This window comes from Sphingomonas sp., from assembly GCF_036388435.1.
In the GTDB taxonomy this organism is placed as follows: Bacteria; Pseudomonadota; Alphaproteobacteria; order Sphingomonadales; family Sphingomonadaceae; genus Sphingomonas.
The window spans coordinates 21,673-38,460 of record NZ_DASVRV010000003.1 but is presented as its reverse complement, the minus strand read 5'-3'; the positions used below and the strand labels follow the sequence as shown (position 1 = coordinate 38,460).

The 16,788-nt window shown below is 69.2% G+C and carries 11 protein-coding genes; all 11 read right to left on the bottom strand.

Annotated features, from left to right (window positions below; all coding sequences use genetic code 11):
- Nucleotides 1-56: 56 nt before the first annotated feature.
- The 11 genes from VF592_RS00945 to VF592_RS00895 all read right to left on the bottom strand — a co-directional run bounded on the left by VF592_RS00945 (nt 57) and on the right by VF592_RS00895 (nt 16,783).
- Entirely contained in the window at nt 57-830 is a 774-nt protein-coding gene (locus VF592_RS00945; RefSeq protein ID WP_331003720.1) for a PP2C family protein-serine/threonine phosphatase, read from the bottom strand.
- Complete coding sequence (locus VF592_RS00940; RefSeq protein WP_331003719.1) at nt 827-1,837, bottom strand: type VI secretion system-associated FHA domain protein; 1,011 nt, start codon at nt 1,835-1,837, stop codon at nt 827-829. Before VF592_RS00940 ends, VF592_RS00945 begins: the two co-directional genes overlap by 4 nt.
- Before the next feature lie 8 nt (nt 1,838-1,845).
- Entirely contained in the window at nt 1,846-3,522 is a 1,677-nt protein-coding gene (locus tag VF592_RS00935) for a serine/threonine-protein kinase (protein ID WP_331003718.1), read from the bottom strand.
- 62 nt (nt 3,523-3,584) lie between these two features.
- Nucleotides 3,585-4,352 (bottom strand): LysM domain-containing protein, encoded by a 768-nt coding sequence (locus VF592_RS00930; RefSeq protein WP_331003717.1) that lies wholly within the window; start codon nt 4,350-4,352, stop codon nt 3,585-3,587.
- A complete protein-coding gene (locus VF592_RS00925; RefSeq protein WP_331003716.1) occupies nt 4,349-5,860 on the bottom strand; it encodes an EAL domain-containing protein in 1,512 nt (503 codons plus the stop codon). Before VF592_RS00925 ends, VF592_RS00930 begins: the two co-directional genes overlap by 4 nt.
- A 164-nt stretch (nt 5,861-6,024) precedes the next feature.
- The gene (locus VF592_RS00920) at nt 6,025-7,767 is read right to left on the bottom strand and encodes an ATP-binding protein (protein WP_331003715.1); all 1,743 of its coding nucleotides are present in this window, start codon (nt 7,765-7,767) and stop codon (nt 6,025-6,027) included.
- 11 nt (nt 7,768-7,778) lie between these two features.
- Nucleotides 7,779-8,321: a YfiR family protein gene (locus VF592_RS00915; protein WP_331003714.1), complete on the bottom strand. Its 543-nt coding sequence runs from the start codon at nt 8,319-8,321 to the stop codon at nt 7,779-7,781.
- Nucleotides 8,321-10,201 (bottom strand): TonB-dependent receptor plug domain-containing protein, encoded by a 1,881-nt coding sequence (locus VF592_RS00910; protein WP_331003713.1) that lies wholly within the window; start codon nt 10,199-10,201, stop codon nt 8,321-8,323. The genes VF592_RS00915 and VF592_RS00910 overlap by 1 nt, the downstream gene beginning before the upstream one ends.
- Before the next feature lie 246 nt (nt 10,202-10,447).
- Nucleotides 10,448-11,434 (bottom strand): glucokinase, encoded by a 987-nt coding sequence (locus VF592_RS00905; protein ID WP_331003712.1) that lies wholly within the window; start codon nt 11,432-11,434, stop codon nt 10,448-10,450.
- A gap of 148 nt (nt 11,435-11,582) precedes the next feature.
- Nucleotides 11,583-14,258 carry a TonB-dependent receptor gene (locus VF592_RS00900; protein WP_331003711.1) on the bottom strand — a complete coding sequence of 892 codons (2,676 nt, stop codon included), beginning with the start codon at nt 14,256-14,258 and terminating at the stop codon, nt 11,583-11,585.
- A 29-nt stretch (nt 14,259-14,287) separates the two neighbouring features.
- Entirely contained in the window at nt 14,288-16,783 is a 2,496-nt protein-coding gene (locus tag VF592_RS00895; protein WP_331003710.1) for a glycoside hydrolase family 3 protein, read from the bottom strand.
- Nucleotides 16,784-16,788 lie beyond the last annotated feature (5 nt).

Genomic DNA, 16,788 nt, shown 5'->3' with positions numbered 1-16,788 from the left:
ATCGAGACCTGCCTACACGCTCGCACTTGGCGGGGACAGCCCGCCGCACCGACCGATCAGGCCGCGGCGCCGGCGGCGATCAGGACCAGCGAGCTGTTGTCGCTGCCGTCGCGCTGGAGCGCGTTGCCGAGCAAGCGATCGGCCTGCTCGTCCGACTCCAGCCCCAGCGCGAAGTCGCGCGCGTCGAGTGATCGCGAAAGGCCGTCCGTACAAAGCAGGATGGTGTCGCCCGCGACCAGGTCGACCACGACCGTGTCGATCTGGACGCTGGGCGCGATGCCCAGCGCGCGTGTGATGACGTTGGCCTGGGGGTGCCGCGCGGCTTCGGACGGGCTCAGCACACCGGCATCGACCATCTCCTGCACCAGGCTGTGATCGCGCGTCAGCAGCATGTTGGCTCCCGCCCGGACGCGATAGGCGCGGCTGTCGCCGACCCAGAACAGGTGAAGACGTGGGCCGTCGAGCCAGGCCACGACGACCGTGGTGCCGCTGCCGCCGCGTACCGCCTGGGCGGCGATGCGACGATTGGCCGCGTCGAGCGCTCCCAGGATCGCGGACGAAGTGATAGGGTCGGACAGCGCGTCAAGCGCTTCGATCGCGGCGGTGGCGGCGCGGTCGCCCGCGCTATGCCCACCCATGCCGTCGGCGACCGCCCACAGCATCCGGTCGGGGCGGTCGAGCACCCGGTCCTCGTTGATCTGACGCACCCGCCCGACATGCGTCCGGTGGACCGAGCGGACGGCGATCGCGGAGGCCGGGGCCGTGCGCGCCGACACGGGGCGACCGGGACTTGCATCCCGGCGGCGCATCCGTCGAAGCAGCGCGATCACTCGCGTCCGGTTTCGCGCTGAAGCGTCGCGTCGGTGACGTCATAGGCGCCGACAAAGGCGCGATCGAGCGATCCCTCGATCCCCTGTTCAAGCTGGCGCTTCAGGTCGGCATGGCGTTCGCCGACCTCCGCCATCTGCAACGCCGCGCGGCTCTTCAGCAGCGAGCTTCGGTCGGCCATGGCCGCGTCGATGCCGACGGGATCGAACGCGTCGACCGCCGAGCGCAGGCTGCCCTGCAGGCCGGCAAAGGTCGCGACCAGATGCCGTTTCAGGTCGCGGAACGATGCCTGGAGCGCCGCCGGACCCGACAGGAACCCCGACGATCCCGCGAGCAGCAGGTCGATCGCCAGCCGCTGTGAGGGGGCCCATTTGAACGGGTTGTTGTTCGCGCTGCGGATGGTGGTGCGGGTCAGCTGATAACGCCCGCGTGCCCGGTCGCGCTCGGCCATCAGGTCGCCGACGCCGAGCACCATCTGGCGATACACCGCGCCGGCCCGGCGCATGACCTCCTCCGAGTCCTCGCCCGACAGCGTCGACGCGTCGATGCCGGCGCCCTGGCAAAAGGCCTCCAGCAACGATCCTTCCGCAAAGGCGACGGGACCCGTGCCGTCGGTCCAGTCGCTCGGCACCTCGGTCGACGACCCCAGAGGCGGGGTCAGGATCAGGGTGCGGCCACCCGTCACGTCGATCTCGCCATGCGGGGCATGGGTGGCGACGATGCGGAAGCGGCCGAGCCGGAAAGCGCCGGGCAACGGCACGTCCACTTCCTCGCCATCCGGGAAGCGCGCGCCGGACAGGTCGTCGAACACCCCGTTCGCGCCCAGCGAGCGGAGCCGAAGCCCCGTCCCGTCGGCGCTGATCTCCAGATGCGAGCGGGACAGCGCGCAATCGGGGTCGACGATCGGCCAGTCGGCGGCGGCATCGCGCCCGATCCTGAGCACGCCGTCGCGGATCAGGCGCGCGTCGAGCGGCTGGATCGCGTCGGCGGCGTCGAAGAGCTGGAGCATGTACATGGTCAGGCGGCCAATCTGGGGACGGACGCGATGCGGGTGGCGAGCACGGCCGCCTCCCCCTCGACGCCGGCGCCACCGAGCTGCGGCTCCACAGCCGCGGCGGCGCGGTTGAAGGCGTCGAACGCCGCGCCGAACTCGTCGCGCCGCCCGTGCGAGATGCGCAGCGCGAAGCCCGCCTCCGGCGCCGCGTCCAGCGCCTCGCGCAGCCGCCGGAGCGGGCGGGCGACGAAGGCGCCGCTTAGATAACCCACCAGCATCACCGCCCCCATCACCGCGGCCGACAGGGCGATAAGCAGCGCGCGCGAATTGGCGAGTGCCGCATCGAGCGCCGTGCGCCGGAGCACCAGATCGACCGTGCCGAAATTCGCGCCGGCATAGCGGATCGGCCGCACGAAACGCAGCCCCGCGCCCTCGCCCCGGTCGGGCGCGGTCGTGACGGGCGCCTGCGTGCCCTCCACGTGCCGCTCCCGCGCGGGCGGCGAATAGCGGCGACCCAGCAGCGCGGGGCGGTTCGAGGCGCGCACGATGCCTGCCCCGTCGGCGACGACGATCTCGCGGACGCCGCGATCCCTGGCGGCGGTGACGGCGAAGGCCTGGAGCGCGGACCAGTCCTGCTGATCGGCAGGCAGACTGGCATTGTCGGCCGCCGTCACCGCGGCATTGCCGGTGACGAAGGTGGCGATCGTCTCCCCCGACAGCACCGCCATATGTTCCAGCGCCACGCGTTCGCGCCCCTGGATCGAGTAGACGCTGCCGAACAGCGCGAGCGCGGTGACGCCCATCAGCGCGAGCGGCAGTTTCAGGCGGAGCGGGAGGCCGGGGCGGGTGGGCTCGACATCCTTGCCCGCGACGATCTCGCGATCGAGTGCCGCGACCAGCGCCTCGCCGTCGGCAAAGCGCGCGTCGGGCTTTTTGGCGAGCAGCTTGTCGATGATGAACCGCAGGCCGGGCGGGCAGCCCAGCGCGGACCGATCGATCGGCTCCACCCGATCCTGCGCGATCTGGATCGCGAGCGTGGCGAGGCTGGTGCCCGGAAAGGCGACCTTGCCCGTCACCATCTCGTACAGGACGACACCCAGCGAGAACAGGTCCGCCCGCCCGTCGACCGGAAGTCCCAGCGCCTGTTCGGGACTCATATAGCGCGGCGTACCGATCAACTGGCCCACCTGGGTCCGGGCCAGGCCGTCGGCATCGCCCCAACCGCCGGCCCCGCCCAGCCGCGCGACTCCGAAATCGAGCAGCTTGGCGGTGCGACCATCCTCCGACAGCAGGATGTTGGACGGTTTCACGTCGCGGTGGACCACTCCCGCGCGGTGGGCATAGGCGAGCGCGTCGGCGAGCTGGCGGGCGAGCAGCAGCACGCGTTCATAGGGTAGCCGCCCCTGCGCCTGGATGACCGTGTCGAGCGGGCGCCCCTCGATCAGCTCCATCGCCAGATAGGCGACGCCGTCCGCCTCGCCGACATCGTGAACAGTGGCGATGTTGGGATGGTTGAGCGCCCCCGCCGCCCGCGCCTCGCGCAGGAAGCGCTGGCCGATCTCGGCATTGCGCGCATATTCGGGTTTCAGCACCTTGATCGCGACCACACGCCCGATTCCGGGATCGTGCGCGCGGTAGACGTCGGCCATCGCGCCCTCGCCCAGGCGGCCCTGCACCTCGTAGCGGCCGATCATCGTCATGCGCCGGCTATCCTCCGCATCGTCATCGTCGGACGGTATAGGCGGCGATCGTAACCACCGCCTTACCGCCGCGCACGCACGGTGGACGCGATCCGCTCCGCGCGGGCGAGATCGCGGCCGACCAGCGGATTGGCGGGATCGAGCGTCGCGGCGCGGCGGAGCAGCCCGACCGCGCGGCTCACCTGGCCCTGGTTGAGCGCGGCCAGCCCCGCCGCGCGCGCGGCCCTGGCGCCACCGGGATCGGCGGCGCGCGATTTCGCGACGGTCGCGGCCGGACCGGGCGTCGACCGCGCCTTGGGGGTCGCCAGCGCGGGCCTGGCCGGCGCGTCGGGCCGCCGCTTCGCGTCGCGGCGCGGTTCGGCGGCGTCCGCCTTCCGGGCGACGGGCGCGTTGCCGGGAATCCGCAGCACCCGGCCGGGCGCGAGCTCCGCCGGCTTCTCGACGCCGTTATACCGCGCGAGCTGATAGGATTTGAGCCTGTTGCCCAGCAGCCGCTCGGCGAGCCCGGTCATCGTGTCGCCGGGGCGCACGGTATAGGAATAGTTGGTCGGCCCGAGCAGGTCGACGGGATCGCGGTCGAGCGAGTCGCGCAGCACCTGCAGCGACGCATCCATCGGGTCCCTCTTCAGCGCCGCCGCGACCCGCTTGCGCGCCGTCTCGCCGTCGCCCTGGTCGAGCAGCGCGAGGATCGCATCCACCTCGCTCGCCGGGGAGGGCGCGGGAATCGCGATCGCGCGCGGCGGGGGAGCGCCCTTGCCGCCGCACGCGGCCAGCCCCAATCCCAGGACCAGAAAGCCGCCTGCCCGCCACCGTTTCGTCCTGTCGTTCACGCCTGTCGCCTTTCGTTGAACCGCCGGTCCGGATCGTCCGGGTCGAGGGCGAGCAGGCAGGCCAGCCGCTCCCCGTCGCGGAGGAACTCGGTGAACTCGCCGCGCGGAAGCGGCGGCGAGAAATAGAAGCCCTGAAACAAATGGCAGCCGTGGCGGCGCAGCCAGGCATATTCGGCGCGGTGCTCGACGCCTTCGGCCAGCACCTGGATGCCCAGACCCCGGCCGAGCGCGAGCACGCTCTGGCAGATCGCCTGGCTGTCGCGGCGGACATGAACGCCCGTCACGAACTCGCGGTCGATCTTGATCTTGTCGAACGACAGGGTGCGCAACGTGCTGAGGCTGGAGAAGCCCGTGCCGAAATCGTCGATCGCGATCTTCACGCCCAGCTCGTGCAGCGCGCCGAACAGCCGCGCGGCGCTGGCGCCGTCGCCCATCGCCACGCTTTCGGTCAGTTCGATCTCCAGCGCGTCGGCGCCCGCGGAGTGACGGGCCAGGGTGCGCTCGACCAGCAGCGCCAGATCCTGGCGTTCGAGCTGGTGTCCCGACACGTTCACCGCGACGCGCAGGGCACCCAGCCCCGCGCTCGCCCACAAGCGCGTCTCGCGGACCGCGGCGTTGAGCGTCCACAGCCCGATCTCGTCGGACAGCCCGACCTCTTCCATGACCGGCACGAAACGCGACGGCGGCACCAGCCCGCGCGCCGGGTGCTCCCAGCGGATCAGCGCCTCCGCGCCGCAGACCCGATGTTCCGATGCGTCGACCAGCGGCTGGAAGTGGAGCAGCAGTTCGCCACGCGCTACCGCCTGGCGCAGATCCTGTTCGAGCGCGAAGCGGTCACGGGCGACCGCCTGCGGGTCGACCGCCTCGAGATCGGGCTCGCCGGCGCCGAACGACGCCAGCGCGCGGGTCAGCGCCGATGGCGGCGTCGACGCACCCGCATCGAAGCCGATGCGGCGAAGCACGATCTCGGGCAGGATTTCGTACCCCTCGTCCACCAGGCGATCGCCGAGCGCGTAGAAAAGTGCGTCCAGTTCGGCGCCGGTTACGTCGACGGGAGGCCCCGCCGTCCAGATCGCCAGATGCGCCCGGTCGACATGCGCCAGGAAACGCCCGGAGGAGAGCATCGCCTGGACCCGCTCGACGAGGCGGACCAGCATACGGTCGCCCAGATGTGGATCGAATCCGCAAAGCCGGTCATAATCCTTGAACGCGAGCAAGGCGAGCAGGCCTTCTCCGTCCGTCGCCATGCGCGCGAAGAGCGGCTCGCGCGTCGGCAGTCCCGTGATCGAATGAAGCTGCGCCAGGCGCGGGCTGAAGCTGGAATTGCGATCGACCAGGACCTTCACGCTCCTGGACAGCCGCTGCGCCATCGACCCCGCTACGGCTCCGCCGGTGGTCCGCTCGGCGACCCCGACCAGTTGCGCCATGCGTCGCCTGACGACCAGCGCGTTCGCCGCCCAGCCGAGCAGGCAGACGACCGCGACCGCCCAGGGAAACACCACCATCATGGCAGGCCCCGGCGTCCGCCCGTCGGCATGGTCATCGGCAAGGACGCGCGGGCGCTCACCGCATCGTTCTAGCGCCGAGTCCTTGCTGAAAGTTTAGGGCCGAAAGTTCAGGAGCCGCGCATCCCGCCGGACGACCGGAACCCCCTGTGGGTCAGAGCATTCGATCACGCTTTGCCGTCGAGCACCGAGCGGATCTTGCGGGCGAGCTGCTCGATGGTGAACGGCTTGGGCACGAGCGCTACGTCGTGGTCGAGCGTGCCGTTATGGACGATGGCGTTGCGGGTATAGCCGGTCGTGTAGACGACGGGCAGGTCGGGACGCTGCTGCCGCGCGACCTCGGCCAGTTGGCGCCCGTTCAGGTCGGGCATGACGACGTCGGTGAACAGCAACGCGATCTCCGGATGGCGGGACAAAGCCTGCAGCGCCTCGGCGGCGTTGGCGGCCTGGATCACCCCATATCCCAGCTCGGTGAGCGCATCGGTCGACATGCGACGGACCTCCGCCTCGTCCTCGACGACCAGGATCGTCTCCTCGCCGCGCGCACGCGGGAGCGTGGCGGCGTCGGGGGCGGGCGTGCCGTCGTCCTGGTCCTCGCCCACATGGCGGGGAAGGTAGATCTTGACGGTCGTGCCCTGGCCGATCTCCGAATAGATCCGCACATGGCCGCCCGATTGACGGATGAAGCCGTAGACCTGGCTGAGGCCCAGCCCCGTGCCCTTGCCGACATCCTTGGTCGTGAAAAAGGGATCAAAGGCGCGCTCGATCACCTCGGGCGGCATCCCCGGTCCCGTGTCCGACACCGCGATCGCGACATATTGGCCCGGCCGGACCCCGTCGGTTCCCCGGCAATAATCGTCGTCCAGATAGGCGTTTGCCGTCTCGACCGTCAGATTGCCGCCATCCTCCATCGCGTCGCGCGCATTAACGCACAGGTTGAGCACCGCATTCTCGACCTGACTGACATCGGCGAAGGTCCGCCACAAACCGCCCGACAGCACCGTCTCGATCCGGATTTGCTCCCCCAGCGTACGGCGGAGCAGGTCGGACATGCCGCCGACCAGTTTGTTGAGATCGACGATGCGCGGCTCGAGCGGCTGCTGGCGCGAAAAGGCGAGCAGGCGCCGCGTCAGCGCGGCCGCGCGCGTCGCGCCCTCGTTCGCATGACCGATCGCCGCCCTGGCCTTTTCGGGGGCATTGTCGAAACGGCGGCTGGCCATTTCCAGATTGCCGATGACGATCGCCAGCATGTTGTTGAAGTCGTGCGCGATCCCGCCGGTCAGTTGCCCGATCGACTCCATCTTCTGGACCTGGCGCATCTGTGCCTCGACCCGCTCGCGCTCCTCGATCTGGCGCTTGAGCTCCGCATTGCTGTCGGCCAGGTCCTTGTTGGCACGGCGAAGGACGCCCTGGGTCACGCCCAAAACCGCGACGGCCAGCGACGCCATCGTCGCGAGCAGCCCGATCAGCCCGTAGCGGGTGAGGCGGCGGGAGAAGGGTTCGACATCGGCGGTCAGGCGAACCGACCCGATCTGCGCCGCCTGCCGCATCACCGGGGCCATCTGCACGACCAGCCCGGATTTCCCGGTCGCGGGCGGGGCGGAGGCGATCGCCGCGCCGTCCTGACCATATCCGGCGAACACGGCGCCGTTCCGATCGCGCACGACCGCGCTTCGTATCTGCGGATTGGCGCGAAGCGACAGCACCGCTTCGCGGCCGGCGGCGCGGTCGTCGAAATCGAGCGCCGCGGTGACGTTGGCGGCCAATATCTGCGCCTGGACGGCGATCTCCGCGTTCTTCTGCTCGCGGTAGTTGCGCTCGGCCTGCGAGACGACGAGCAGCCCGAGCAGCAGCAGAACGCCGACCGCGAGCGCCGCGGCGCGCGGAAAGATGATCCAGCGCCGTCTCATCATCGGCTCCGTCACGGGCTTCCCCGCTGCTTCACCGACAGGGCCAGGCCGAGCAGCTTGGAACTGATCGCTATGTTGCTGCGCGCCGCCAGCGCCTCATCGATATGGAAGCGCACGCGCCCGTTCGCGACCGCGAAATGGACGATGCCGCGCACGGGGGAGGACCGGGCATCGGTGACCGTCAGCACCGGCGCGGGGCCGAACCGCGCCATCGCCGCGCCGACCTGCGCGCCCGGCAGGCCGCCCAGATAGGCGATATGGCATCCCGAACTCGCGGCCCCGGCCGACAGGCGCCGTACCAGGATCGGATGCTGGTCGATCCGCTGCCCGAACAGGGTCCTGTCCAGCATCGCGCCGAACGGATCGCGGCCCAGGATGCACAGGTGGAGCGGCCTGGCATCGCCCGGCAACGCCGAGGGCGGCCAGGCGACATAGGCGCCGAACTTCGCCAGATACGCCGCCTTCACCGCCGGTTCGAGCTGCGGCGACTGGGCCCGGGCCGCCGACGCGCCCAGGCCGACCAGCGACAGGATGATGGGCCAGGATGGGGGCATCAGAAGTCCAGCCTGACGCCGGCGACGACGCTGCGCCGGATCAGCTGCCCGCGGTCGGTATCGGCGCTTTCGTCATGGCGGTCGTGGAGCAGGTTCTCGCCCGCCGCGAACAGCTCGACTCCCGGCCGCGCCCGCCAGGCGATCCGCGCATTCGCCTCGACATAGGTCGGAACGCGCGGGTCGGGCAGGCTGTCCACCCCGCGCAGCGCCACGTCCAGATCGATGTCGCGCGTCACGTCGAAGCGCGACCGCAGCAGCAGCTGGAAATCCGGGTCGTTCCCCAGCGAAATCCCGTTCTCCAGATCGGTCGCGCCCGGCCGGAGCCTGAAGTCCTTGTGAAGCGTCGACAGCCCCGCGCTCAGCCGCCACCACGGGGTCAACGCGGCGGTGGCCCAGGCCTCGACACCATATTCATGGCCGCGCAGGTCGTTGGCCAGGCGCACCGGCAGGAAGCCGGTGACAGGGTCGGTGCTCGTCGTGCGCAGGTCGTCGTACAGATTGTAGAAGACCGATACCGACAACGACGTGTCGGCGGTCGGTTGCCCGCGATACCCCGCCTCGATCGCGGTCAGCTTCTCCGACCGGAATCCGCCCGCCTCCAGCACGCCGGGGAAGACGAGCTCGCGATCGATGCGCGACGGCGCCCGGATCGCGCGCGACACCGCGCTCCACAGTAACGTCCCCTCCACCGGCTGCCAGGCCAGGCGGACGCTGGGTAGGATCTGAAGGCCGGTATAGGATTGCTGTTCCGCCTTGGCGCCCGCAGTCACCGTCAGGGTCGGCGTGAGCGCGATGCTGTCCTGCGCGAATATGTTGCCGATCCACAGGGTGCGGCTGATCGGATCGAGCCCGAAGGCGTTCGCCCCGTTGACGAACCTGTCGCGGGTCGCGCGGATGCCGCCGCCCCAGACGATCTTGTGCCGCCCGGTCGTCCAGTCATGCTGGACCGCCAAGTCATAGGTGGCGAGCGCATCGAACACTCCGGAGAAATCCCGGCTGAACCTGTCGTAATAGGCCTGGACCTGCAGCCCGCCAGCCTGGCCGACGGGGGTCGTCCAGCGGGCGAGCAGGTTGTGACCCTTGTCGCGGCTGCCCGAATCGCCGCGTTGCCGGAATAGGTCGCCCTGGACGGTGATATTGCCGGCGCCCGCCGACCAGTCGGTGCGGAACCCGCCGCGCAATCCCCGCCCGCCATCCTCGAACGGACCGCCATTGCCGGCGGGCATCCCCGACCGGTCGTAGCCGCCGGCATAGACGCGGTAGGCGCCGGCCTCGCCCAGCGCGCCGCCGAACCGGGCATAGCCGTTGCGCTCCAGCGGGCCCGCCGCGGCCGCGACCCGCGCGCCCATCGTGTCGAGCGCCGACTTGCTGGTGACGTTGATGACGCCGTTGACCGCATTCGCGCCCCACAAGGATCCGCCCGGGCCGCTGATCACCTCGATCCGGTCCAGGTCCTCGGTCGGAATCTGGCGCAGGTCCCACAGCACGCCGGAAAACAGCGTCGAATAGATGCTGCGCCCGTCGACCAGAACCAGCAGCTTGTTCGACGTTTCATAGCCCGCAAATCCGCGCGCGCTGACCGCATATTGGCGCGCGTCGACGCGCTGCACCTGCAGATTGGGTGCCAGCCGCAGCGCCTCGGCCAGGCTGGGGGCGCCCGAACGGACGACATCGTCCCCCGTGATCACATAGATCGCGGCCGGCGCCGCGCTGACCGGCTCGGGGCGTTTGGAGGCGGAGGTGACCTCGATCTCGGCGAGCTGATCGATCGACAGGTTGCGCAGATCGTCGACCGACTGCGCCGCGGCAGCCGCCGAAAGCAGGCAAGCCCCCAGCGTGGTGGCAGCGCCGACGGCCGATCTGAAACACCCCGTACTCATCGACTCGCCTTGTTGCCTCGGGCCGGTGTCGCGGACAAATCCTCAATGGCGGTAGATCGTTACGACAGCGGGTGAACTGACGACTCCACCGCCATCACGCAACCGCTTTCGCTCGGCCGGTCGAGGACCATGCGCCGGACCGGACCGTCACCCTGAGTAGGGGAAGCGAGGAGACGGCCATCTCGGGGTCGAGGCAGCCCGCTGCATCCGGCGAATCCGCTCGAGCGAAGGTGAAGGAATCCTGGGCTATCTACGGCTCATCACCTTGCGAAACGCCAGGGCGGCGCCGACCAGTCCGGGCTCCGACACCGAGAGTCGTTGCACGGCGACGGTGCCCATATGAGCCGCGAACCGTCCTTTGGCGGTGAAGGGCGTGGCGAAGAGCGGTGTCGCGAGCCGGTCCGCGATGCGCCCGACGAGCGTACCCGAGAGGACGACCCGGCTCGCGCCATGCGCCAGCGCCATGTCGCCCGCGAATACGCCCAGGCAGCCGATCAGCTTGTCGAGGGCCGCCGAAGCATTCGCGTCCGTGCCGTCGATCGCCGCGGTCCAGAGTTCCGACACGGTGAAGGACGCCGGAGCTACGCCCGCCGCCTCGCAGACCGCCTGGTGGACGCAGCCCAAACCGGGCCCGGACAGAACACGCTCCGCCGAGGCCCGGCCGTGCGCGTGCCGCGCGAGCCGGTAGATGCGATCGTCGAGATCGTCGACCGGCGCGAAGCCGGCATGGCCCGCCTCGGTCTCGACGACGGTTATCCGGTCGCCTGCGCGGTGCACCAGCGCGACGCCCAGACCGGTGCCCAGCCCGATGATCGTGGTAACCCCGTCGCTCCGCGCGTCGTGCCTCGGTCCCGCGACCGGGGCAAAGGCATCGATACCGAGCGCGGGAACGAGATGGCCGACCGCGCCGAAATCGTTGACGATCGCCAACCGGTCGAGCCCGAGTTCGACCGCCAGGCGCGACGAACGGATGACCCAGGGGTTGTTGGCGAGGACCAGCGGTTCGGCGTTGACGGGCGCGGCGACCGCGATCGCCGCATCGCGCGGCAACGACCCGCCCACCCAGTCGCGATATCGCCGCCACGCATCGTGCAGATCGGGATGCTCGTCGACGCGGAGGACCAAGGCCCGGTCGAGACACGGAACGTCCATGTCCATCCGCGCGACCGCGAAGCGGACATGGGTGCCGCCGATATCGGCCACCACCAGCTCGTCGGCGGGCGCGGCGTTCATCGTTTGCCGGGCCGCAAGGGCCCGCGGATCAAGTCACGCGCACGCGGCAAAGGCGCCCGCGGCGCGAGCACGATGGGGTCGGTCGGCATTGGACAGGATTCTCCGGGGCGGGCCGGAACCCCGAGAGGTTCCGGCCACGCGGTGTCGCCTAGAAGTTGACGCGGGCGCGCAGGCCGTAGCTGCGCGCGTCGTTGAGGAAGCGGATGTTGAGCGAGGAGCCCACCAGCGCCTTTTGCGAGGCCTCCTCCGCCAGGAAGTTCGCCGCCCATGCTTCGAGACGGTAATTGCCCAGCGTATAGCCGATTCCCAGATTGAGCGTGACGAAGCCCTTTTGTCGATCCGGGAATCCCGCTTCCAGGGCGCTCTGGCTGTCGCCGTCGAGGAAGACGATGTCGTCCTCGTTGAACTGGGACAGGAAGAAGGACGAGCGGTAGTTGAGCAGCGCCTGCCAGTCGATCCGGCCCGGGCCAGCGGCGAAGTCCTGGCTCAGCCGGGCCGCGACGTTGAACTTGGAGGCGAGCGGCAAGCGGTTGCCGACCAGGCTGATCAGCGGCGAATTGCCGCCCGCGCCGAAATCCTGCGCCCGCGCATCGGCCACGGTCCCGCTGGTGATCCTGGTATCGAGATAGGCGATATTAAGGTCGAGCCCGAAATTACCGGGAAGGCGGAACTTCGCTTCCGCCTCCGCGCCATAGATGCGCGAGGAACCGATGTTGCGGTTGACCAGCGAGAAGCCGTTGCAGACCGGCGGGGTCTGTGCCTGGTCGAGATTGATGCAGGTCAGGTCCTGGAAAACCTGATTATTATAGTCATAATAGAAGCCGGTCAGGTTGAAGACCGCGCGCCGACCGCCGAACTGGAAGACGTTGCGCGTCCCGATCTCATAGACGAGGACGTCCTCGGGACTGAACTCCTCCGGAATGGTCGACCCGTTGAAGCTGTCGTTGAACCCGCCCGATTTGTGGCCGGTCGACGCCTTGGCGTAGAGCATGTTGTCGTCGGTGATGTCGAGCTCGGCGCCCGCGCGCCAATCGATGAAGTCGAATTTCGAGCGGCCGACCTGCTGCGTCGGTGCTCCGACATTGGCGAACGAGAAGGACCCGTTGGCGGGGCAGTTGACGAAGCCATTGTCGATGTCGGGCCGGTCGATGCAGGTGCCGTTGGGGTTGGTGCCGCCGGCGATCGTCTGGATCTGCTGCACCAAGGTGTCGCGCAGACCCGGCGTCGCGATCCCTTGGATGAGGAACTGGGCGTTGAGCTGCGTCAGCCGCGCCGAGTCCTGCGGGGTTGCGGTGCCCGCGCGGATGCGGGCGCCGATCGCTTCGCTTTCCGACAGGTCGAAATTGGGGCGGCCGAGCAGGGCCGGACGGAAACCCTCCGTTCCCAGCCGGGTCGCGAAGCAGCAGAGGGAGTCCGCCCCGCCAAGCGTCAGCGCCCAATTGCCGCCGATGCCGAAGCGCGACTTCTTTTCCTCGGTATAGCGGATGCCACCGAGCACCCGTACCCGGTCGGTGACGTCGTAAGTGCCGTCGGCATAAAAGGCGAAGCTCTCGCCCCGCACATCGGGCATGGTGAATTCGGTTCCCGAATAGCAGCAATAGCCACGATCGGCGAGCGCGAAGAAGCCGACGCCCTGCTTCTCCTTGAAGTAGAAGCCACCCACGTTCCAACGCAGCGCCTGATCGCTGTTGGCGAACAGCCGCGCTTCGTAGACCTGGCTCTTGGAGCGGGTCTGCCAGAAATTGGTCGAAAAATTGTCGTACTGGATCGCGCTCAGGTCGCGGCCGGGAAAGTCGATTCCGTCGGCGCTGGCATTGACCTGAAAATAATCGATCGACCGATAACTGCCGCTCACCTCGCCCTGGAAGGTGCCGAAATCATAGTTGATCTTGCCCTGGACGCCCCAGAGCTCGTTCCTCATGTCGCCCTGCCCGCCGCGATAGGCGACATCGCGCAGCGGCAGATCCTCGGCGCGCAGGCCCGACTGGATCACGGCGTTGAAGATGCTCGACCCGGGATAGCCGGTGCCGGTCTCCTTGCCGTAATCGCCGATCACCGACATCGTCAGCCGATCGCTGGGCTCCCAAAGCAGCGAACCACGAGCGGCGTAATTCTCTTCCAATCCCGCGGGCTTGAGCCGGCGGGCCTGCGGATCCGTCGACACGTTGCGAAAGCCATAGTCGCGATTGACATATGTACCCGCGATGCGTGCGGCGACGGTCTCGCCCAGCGGAATGTTGATCGCGCCTTCGGCCGCATAGGAGGAGCGGTTCGAATATTCGCCTTGGATATAGCCGCCCCACTCCCCCAGCCGGGGCTTGGCGGTGATGATGTTGAGCGTGCCCGCCAGCGCGTTACGGCCATAAAGGGTGCCTTGCGGTCCCTTGTTCACCTCCACCCGCTCGAGATCGTAGAACATCAGTCCCAACCCGCGCGGACGCGGGATATAGGTGCCGTTCAGATGCGGGGCCGCGCCCGGATCACCCAGCTCGGTGTTGTTCGCCGACCCGACGCCGCGGATGAAGATCTCGACATTGCCTTCCTGGTTGGCGATGCTGAGCCCGGGCACCGCGATCTGGAGCTGGCGGAGTTCGGTGATGCCGTCCTGGCGCAGCGAATCGGCGGTGAACGCCTGGACGACCCCGGACACGTCCTGCAGATTCTCCTCGCGCCGATTGGCGGTGACGACGATGTCCTCGTCGGTGCCGTCGCGCACCTCCTCCGGCTGCCGATCCGATCCGGAGATGGTCTGAGCCCCGGCAGGCAGAGCCGCCCCCGCGAGCAACATGGCGACGGCGCGAACCGCGAACGTCCTCGTGATCATGATCATTCTCCCCTGGATTTCGTCTTGTTCTAGTTGCAGTTCGATTTCGGACCGGCCGCCGAGGCGATCCGCGCGCCCGACATCGTCAGGTCGAGCGTCCCGGCGGTGGTGATCGCCAGCGGTGTCCCGATGCGGCTCATATCCGCGCCCGCCCCGGCGAAGCAGCGCAGCGGCACCGCGATGCGGGTCCAGTCCCGTCCCCGCGCGGCCTCGGCCAGTTGCGCGGTGATGGGATAGCGACCTCCGTCCATCGCCAGCGTCACCGGCGCGGATGGCGCTCCGTCGACCTTCAGGTCGATCTCGAGCACCAGGTCGCCATTGGATTGACGGGTCAGGTCCGCCGGCTCCGCGGTCGCGATCGCCGCCACCGCCTCGGCGCGGCCGGTCCAGGCGATACGGACCGAATCCTCCTGCGCCCGGCGATCGGCCGCGCGCGCGGCGATCAGGTCGGGCCCCGGATTGGTCGACAGCGCGCCCGGCGAGCCGAGCAGCAGCTTTCCACCCGCCACCACCTTGCCCGCCGCGAACAGCACGCCGGACGTCGCCGCCGGCCCGGTCGCGCGCGCTTCGGACAGGAGCGGCACGTCGCCTCGATCGGCGAAGGTCAGGCCATGACCATAAGCGAAGAGCGGATCATAATTGGCGTCACCGATATTGACCGCGGTCTGGTCGCTGCGCTTCGGCCAGCTATAGGGCAGCTTGCCCTTGAAGTCGGATTTGCCGAACAGCACGTCGGCGACCCCGCCGCCCTCCGATCCCGGCAGCCAGGCGGCGACAAAGGCGTCGGCGGCGTTGAGATAGGGGTTCACCCACATCGGCCGCCCCGACAGGAACACCGCCACGGTGGGCACGTCCGCCTTTTTCAGGCGTTGCAGGATCGCGAGCGAGTTCCGGCCATCGTCAAAGGCGATATCGGGCCGGTCGCCTTGGAATTCGGCATAAGGATCCTCGCCGAACACGACGATCGCCACGTCCGGTTTTGTGGTGAACGCGCCGTCGGGCGACAGCGACGCGGTGCCGCCTCCCGCCGCGACCGCCTCCGCGATGCCCGCCCAGATCGATTGGGCGTTGGGGAAGTCGGCGGGCTTGGTATCGGTGCCTTGCCAGCTCAGCGTCCAGCCGCCCGCCTGCTTGCCGATATTGTCCGCGCCGTCGCCCGCCACCAGCACCCGCGCGCCGGCCCTGAGCGGCAGCAGCCCGGCCCTGTTCTTCAGCAGCACCAGCGACTCCCGCACGGCCTGGCGCGCGACCGCGCGGTGCGCCGGCGAGCCCAGCAGATCATAGCGGCCGGCGAACGGTCGCGACGACGGCTTGCCGGTCTCGAACAGCCCGGCGCGCAGCTTGACGCGGAGCACGCGCCGGACCGCATCGTCGAGCCGCGCCACCGGCAGCGTCCCCGCCTTCACATGGGCCAGCGTCGTCGCATACAGCGCCTTCCAGCTATCGGGCGCCATGAACATGTCGAGCCCGGCGATGATCGAAGCGGGACAATCGGTGTTGGTGCAGCCGTCCACCTGTCCGTGCGCGTTCCAATCCCCCACCAGAAAGCCGTCAAACCCCATCCGTTCCTTGAGCACGCCCGTCAGCAGCGACCGGTTGCCGTGGAGTTTGGACCCGTTCCAGCTCGAAAAGGATGCCATCACCGACTGGACGCCGGCCCGGAGCGCGGGGATGTAGGGGGCGCCGAACAGGGCGCGCAGCCCCGCTTCGTCGATGCGCGCGTCGCCCTGGTCCTTGCCGCCATAGGTGCCCCCATCGCCCAGGAAATGCTTCGCGGTGGCGATGACGTGTGGTCCGCGCAGCCAGTCGCGGGCGCCGATCTTGCCCTGAAGTCCCTCGACCAGCGGCCCCGCATAGGCGGTCGCGATCTCCGGATGCTCGCCGAATCCTTCATAGGTCCGGCCCCAACGGTCGTCGCGCACCACCGCCAAGGTCGGTGCGAAGGTCCAGTCGAGGCCGGTGACGCGCAGTTCGATCGCGGTGATCTCGCCGATGCGGCGGATCAGTTCGGGGTTCCGCGTCGCGCCGAGGCCGATGTTGTGCGGAAACAGCGTCGCGCCGACGACATTGTTGTGGCCGTGAACCGCGTCGCTACCCCAGATCACGGGGATGCGGGGCAGCCTGCCCGACGGGCGCATCGACGCCGCGTGGAAGGCGTCGGCCGCGGCCAGCCAGTCGCGCGCCGGAGCATCATATCTGCCGCCCGGATCGGAATTGCCGCCGTTCAGCACCGATCCCAGATGATAACGATGGACATCGTCGGGGGTGACGCTGGCGATGTCGGCCTGGACGATCTGGCCGAGCTTCTGCTCGGGGGACATGCGCCGCAACAGTCCGTCGATGCGCGCTTCGACCCCGGCGTCGCGCGCCGTCGGCGCAACCGCAGCGGGCCAGGAGCCCGGCGTGGCCACCCCCGGGCCGCGCCCCATGACCGATTGCGCCGACAGCGACGTCGTGGTCAGCAGCGCCGCCGCAGCGACGATACAGCGCACCGATAGCCGGCGCGCGTTCAGTTCCACTTTCATGCCCT

Bases quoted from the DNA above. Each gene is read 5' to 3' on its own strand.
- VF592_RS00940 (WP_331003719.1), bottom strand. From the start codon at position 1,837: ATGCTCCAGCTCTTCGACGCCGCCGACGCGATCCAGCCGCTCGACGCG.
- VF592_RS00935 (WP_331003718.1), bottom strand. From the start codon at position 3,522: ATGACGATGATCGGCCGCTACGAGGTGCAGGGCCGCCTGGGCGAGGGC.
- VF592_RS00925 (WP_331003716.1), bottom strand. From the start codon at position 5,860: ATGATGGTGGTGTTTCCCTGGGCGGTCGCGGTCGTCTGCCTGCTCGGC.
- VF592_RS00920 (WP_331003715.1), bottom strand. From the start codon at position 7,767: ATGAGACGGCGCTGGATCATCTTTCCGCGCGCCGCGGCGCTCGCGGTC.
- VF592_RS00915 (WP_331003714.1), bottom strand. From the start codon at position 8,321: ATGCCCCCATCCTGGCCCATCATCCTGTCGCTGGTCGGCCTGGGCGCG.
- VF592_RS00910 (WP_331003713.1), bottom strand. From the start codon at position 10,201: ATGAGTACGGGGTGTTTCAGATCGGCCGTCGGCGCTGCCACCACGCTG.
- VF592_RS00905 (WP_331003712.1), bottom strand. From the start codon at position 11,434: ATGAACGCCGCGCCCGCCGACGAGCTGGTGGTGGCCGATATCGGCGGC.
- VF592_RS00900 (WP_331003711.1), bottom strand. From the start codon at position 14,258: ATGATCACGAGGACGTTCGCGGTTCGCGCCGTCGCCATGTTGCTCGCG.
- VF592_RS00895 (WP_331003710.1), bottom strand. From the start codon at position 16,783: ATGAAAGTGGAACTGAACGCGCGCCGGCTATCGGTGCGCTGTATCGTC.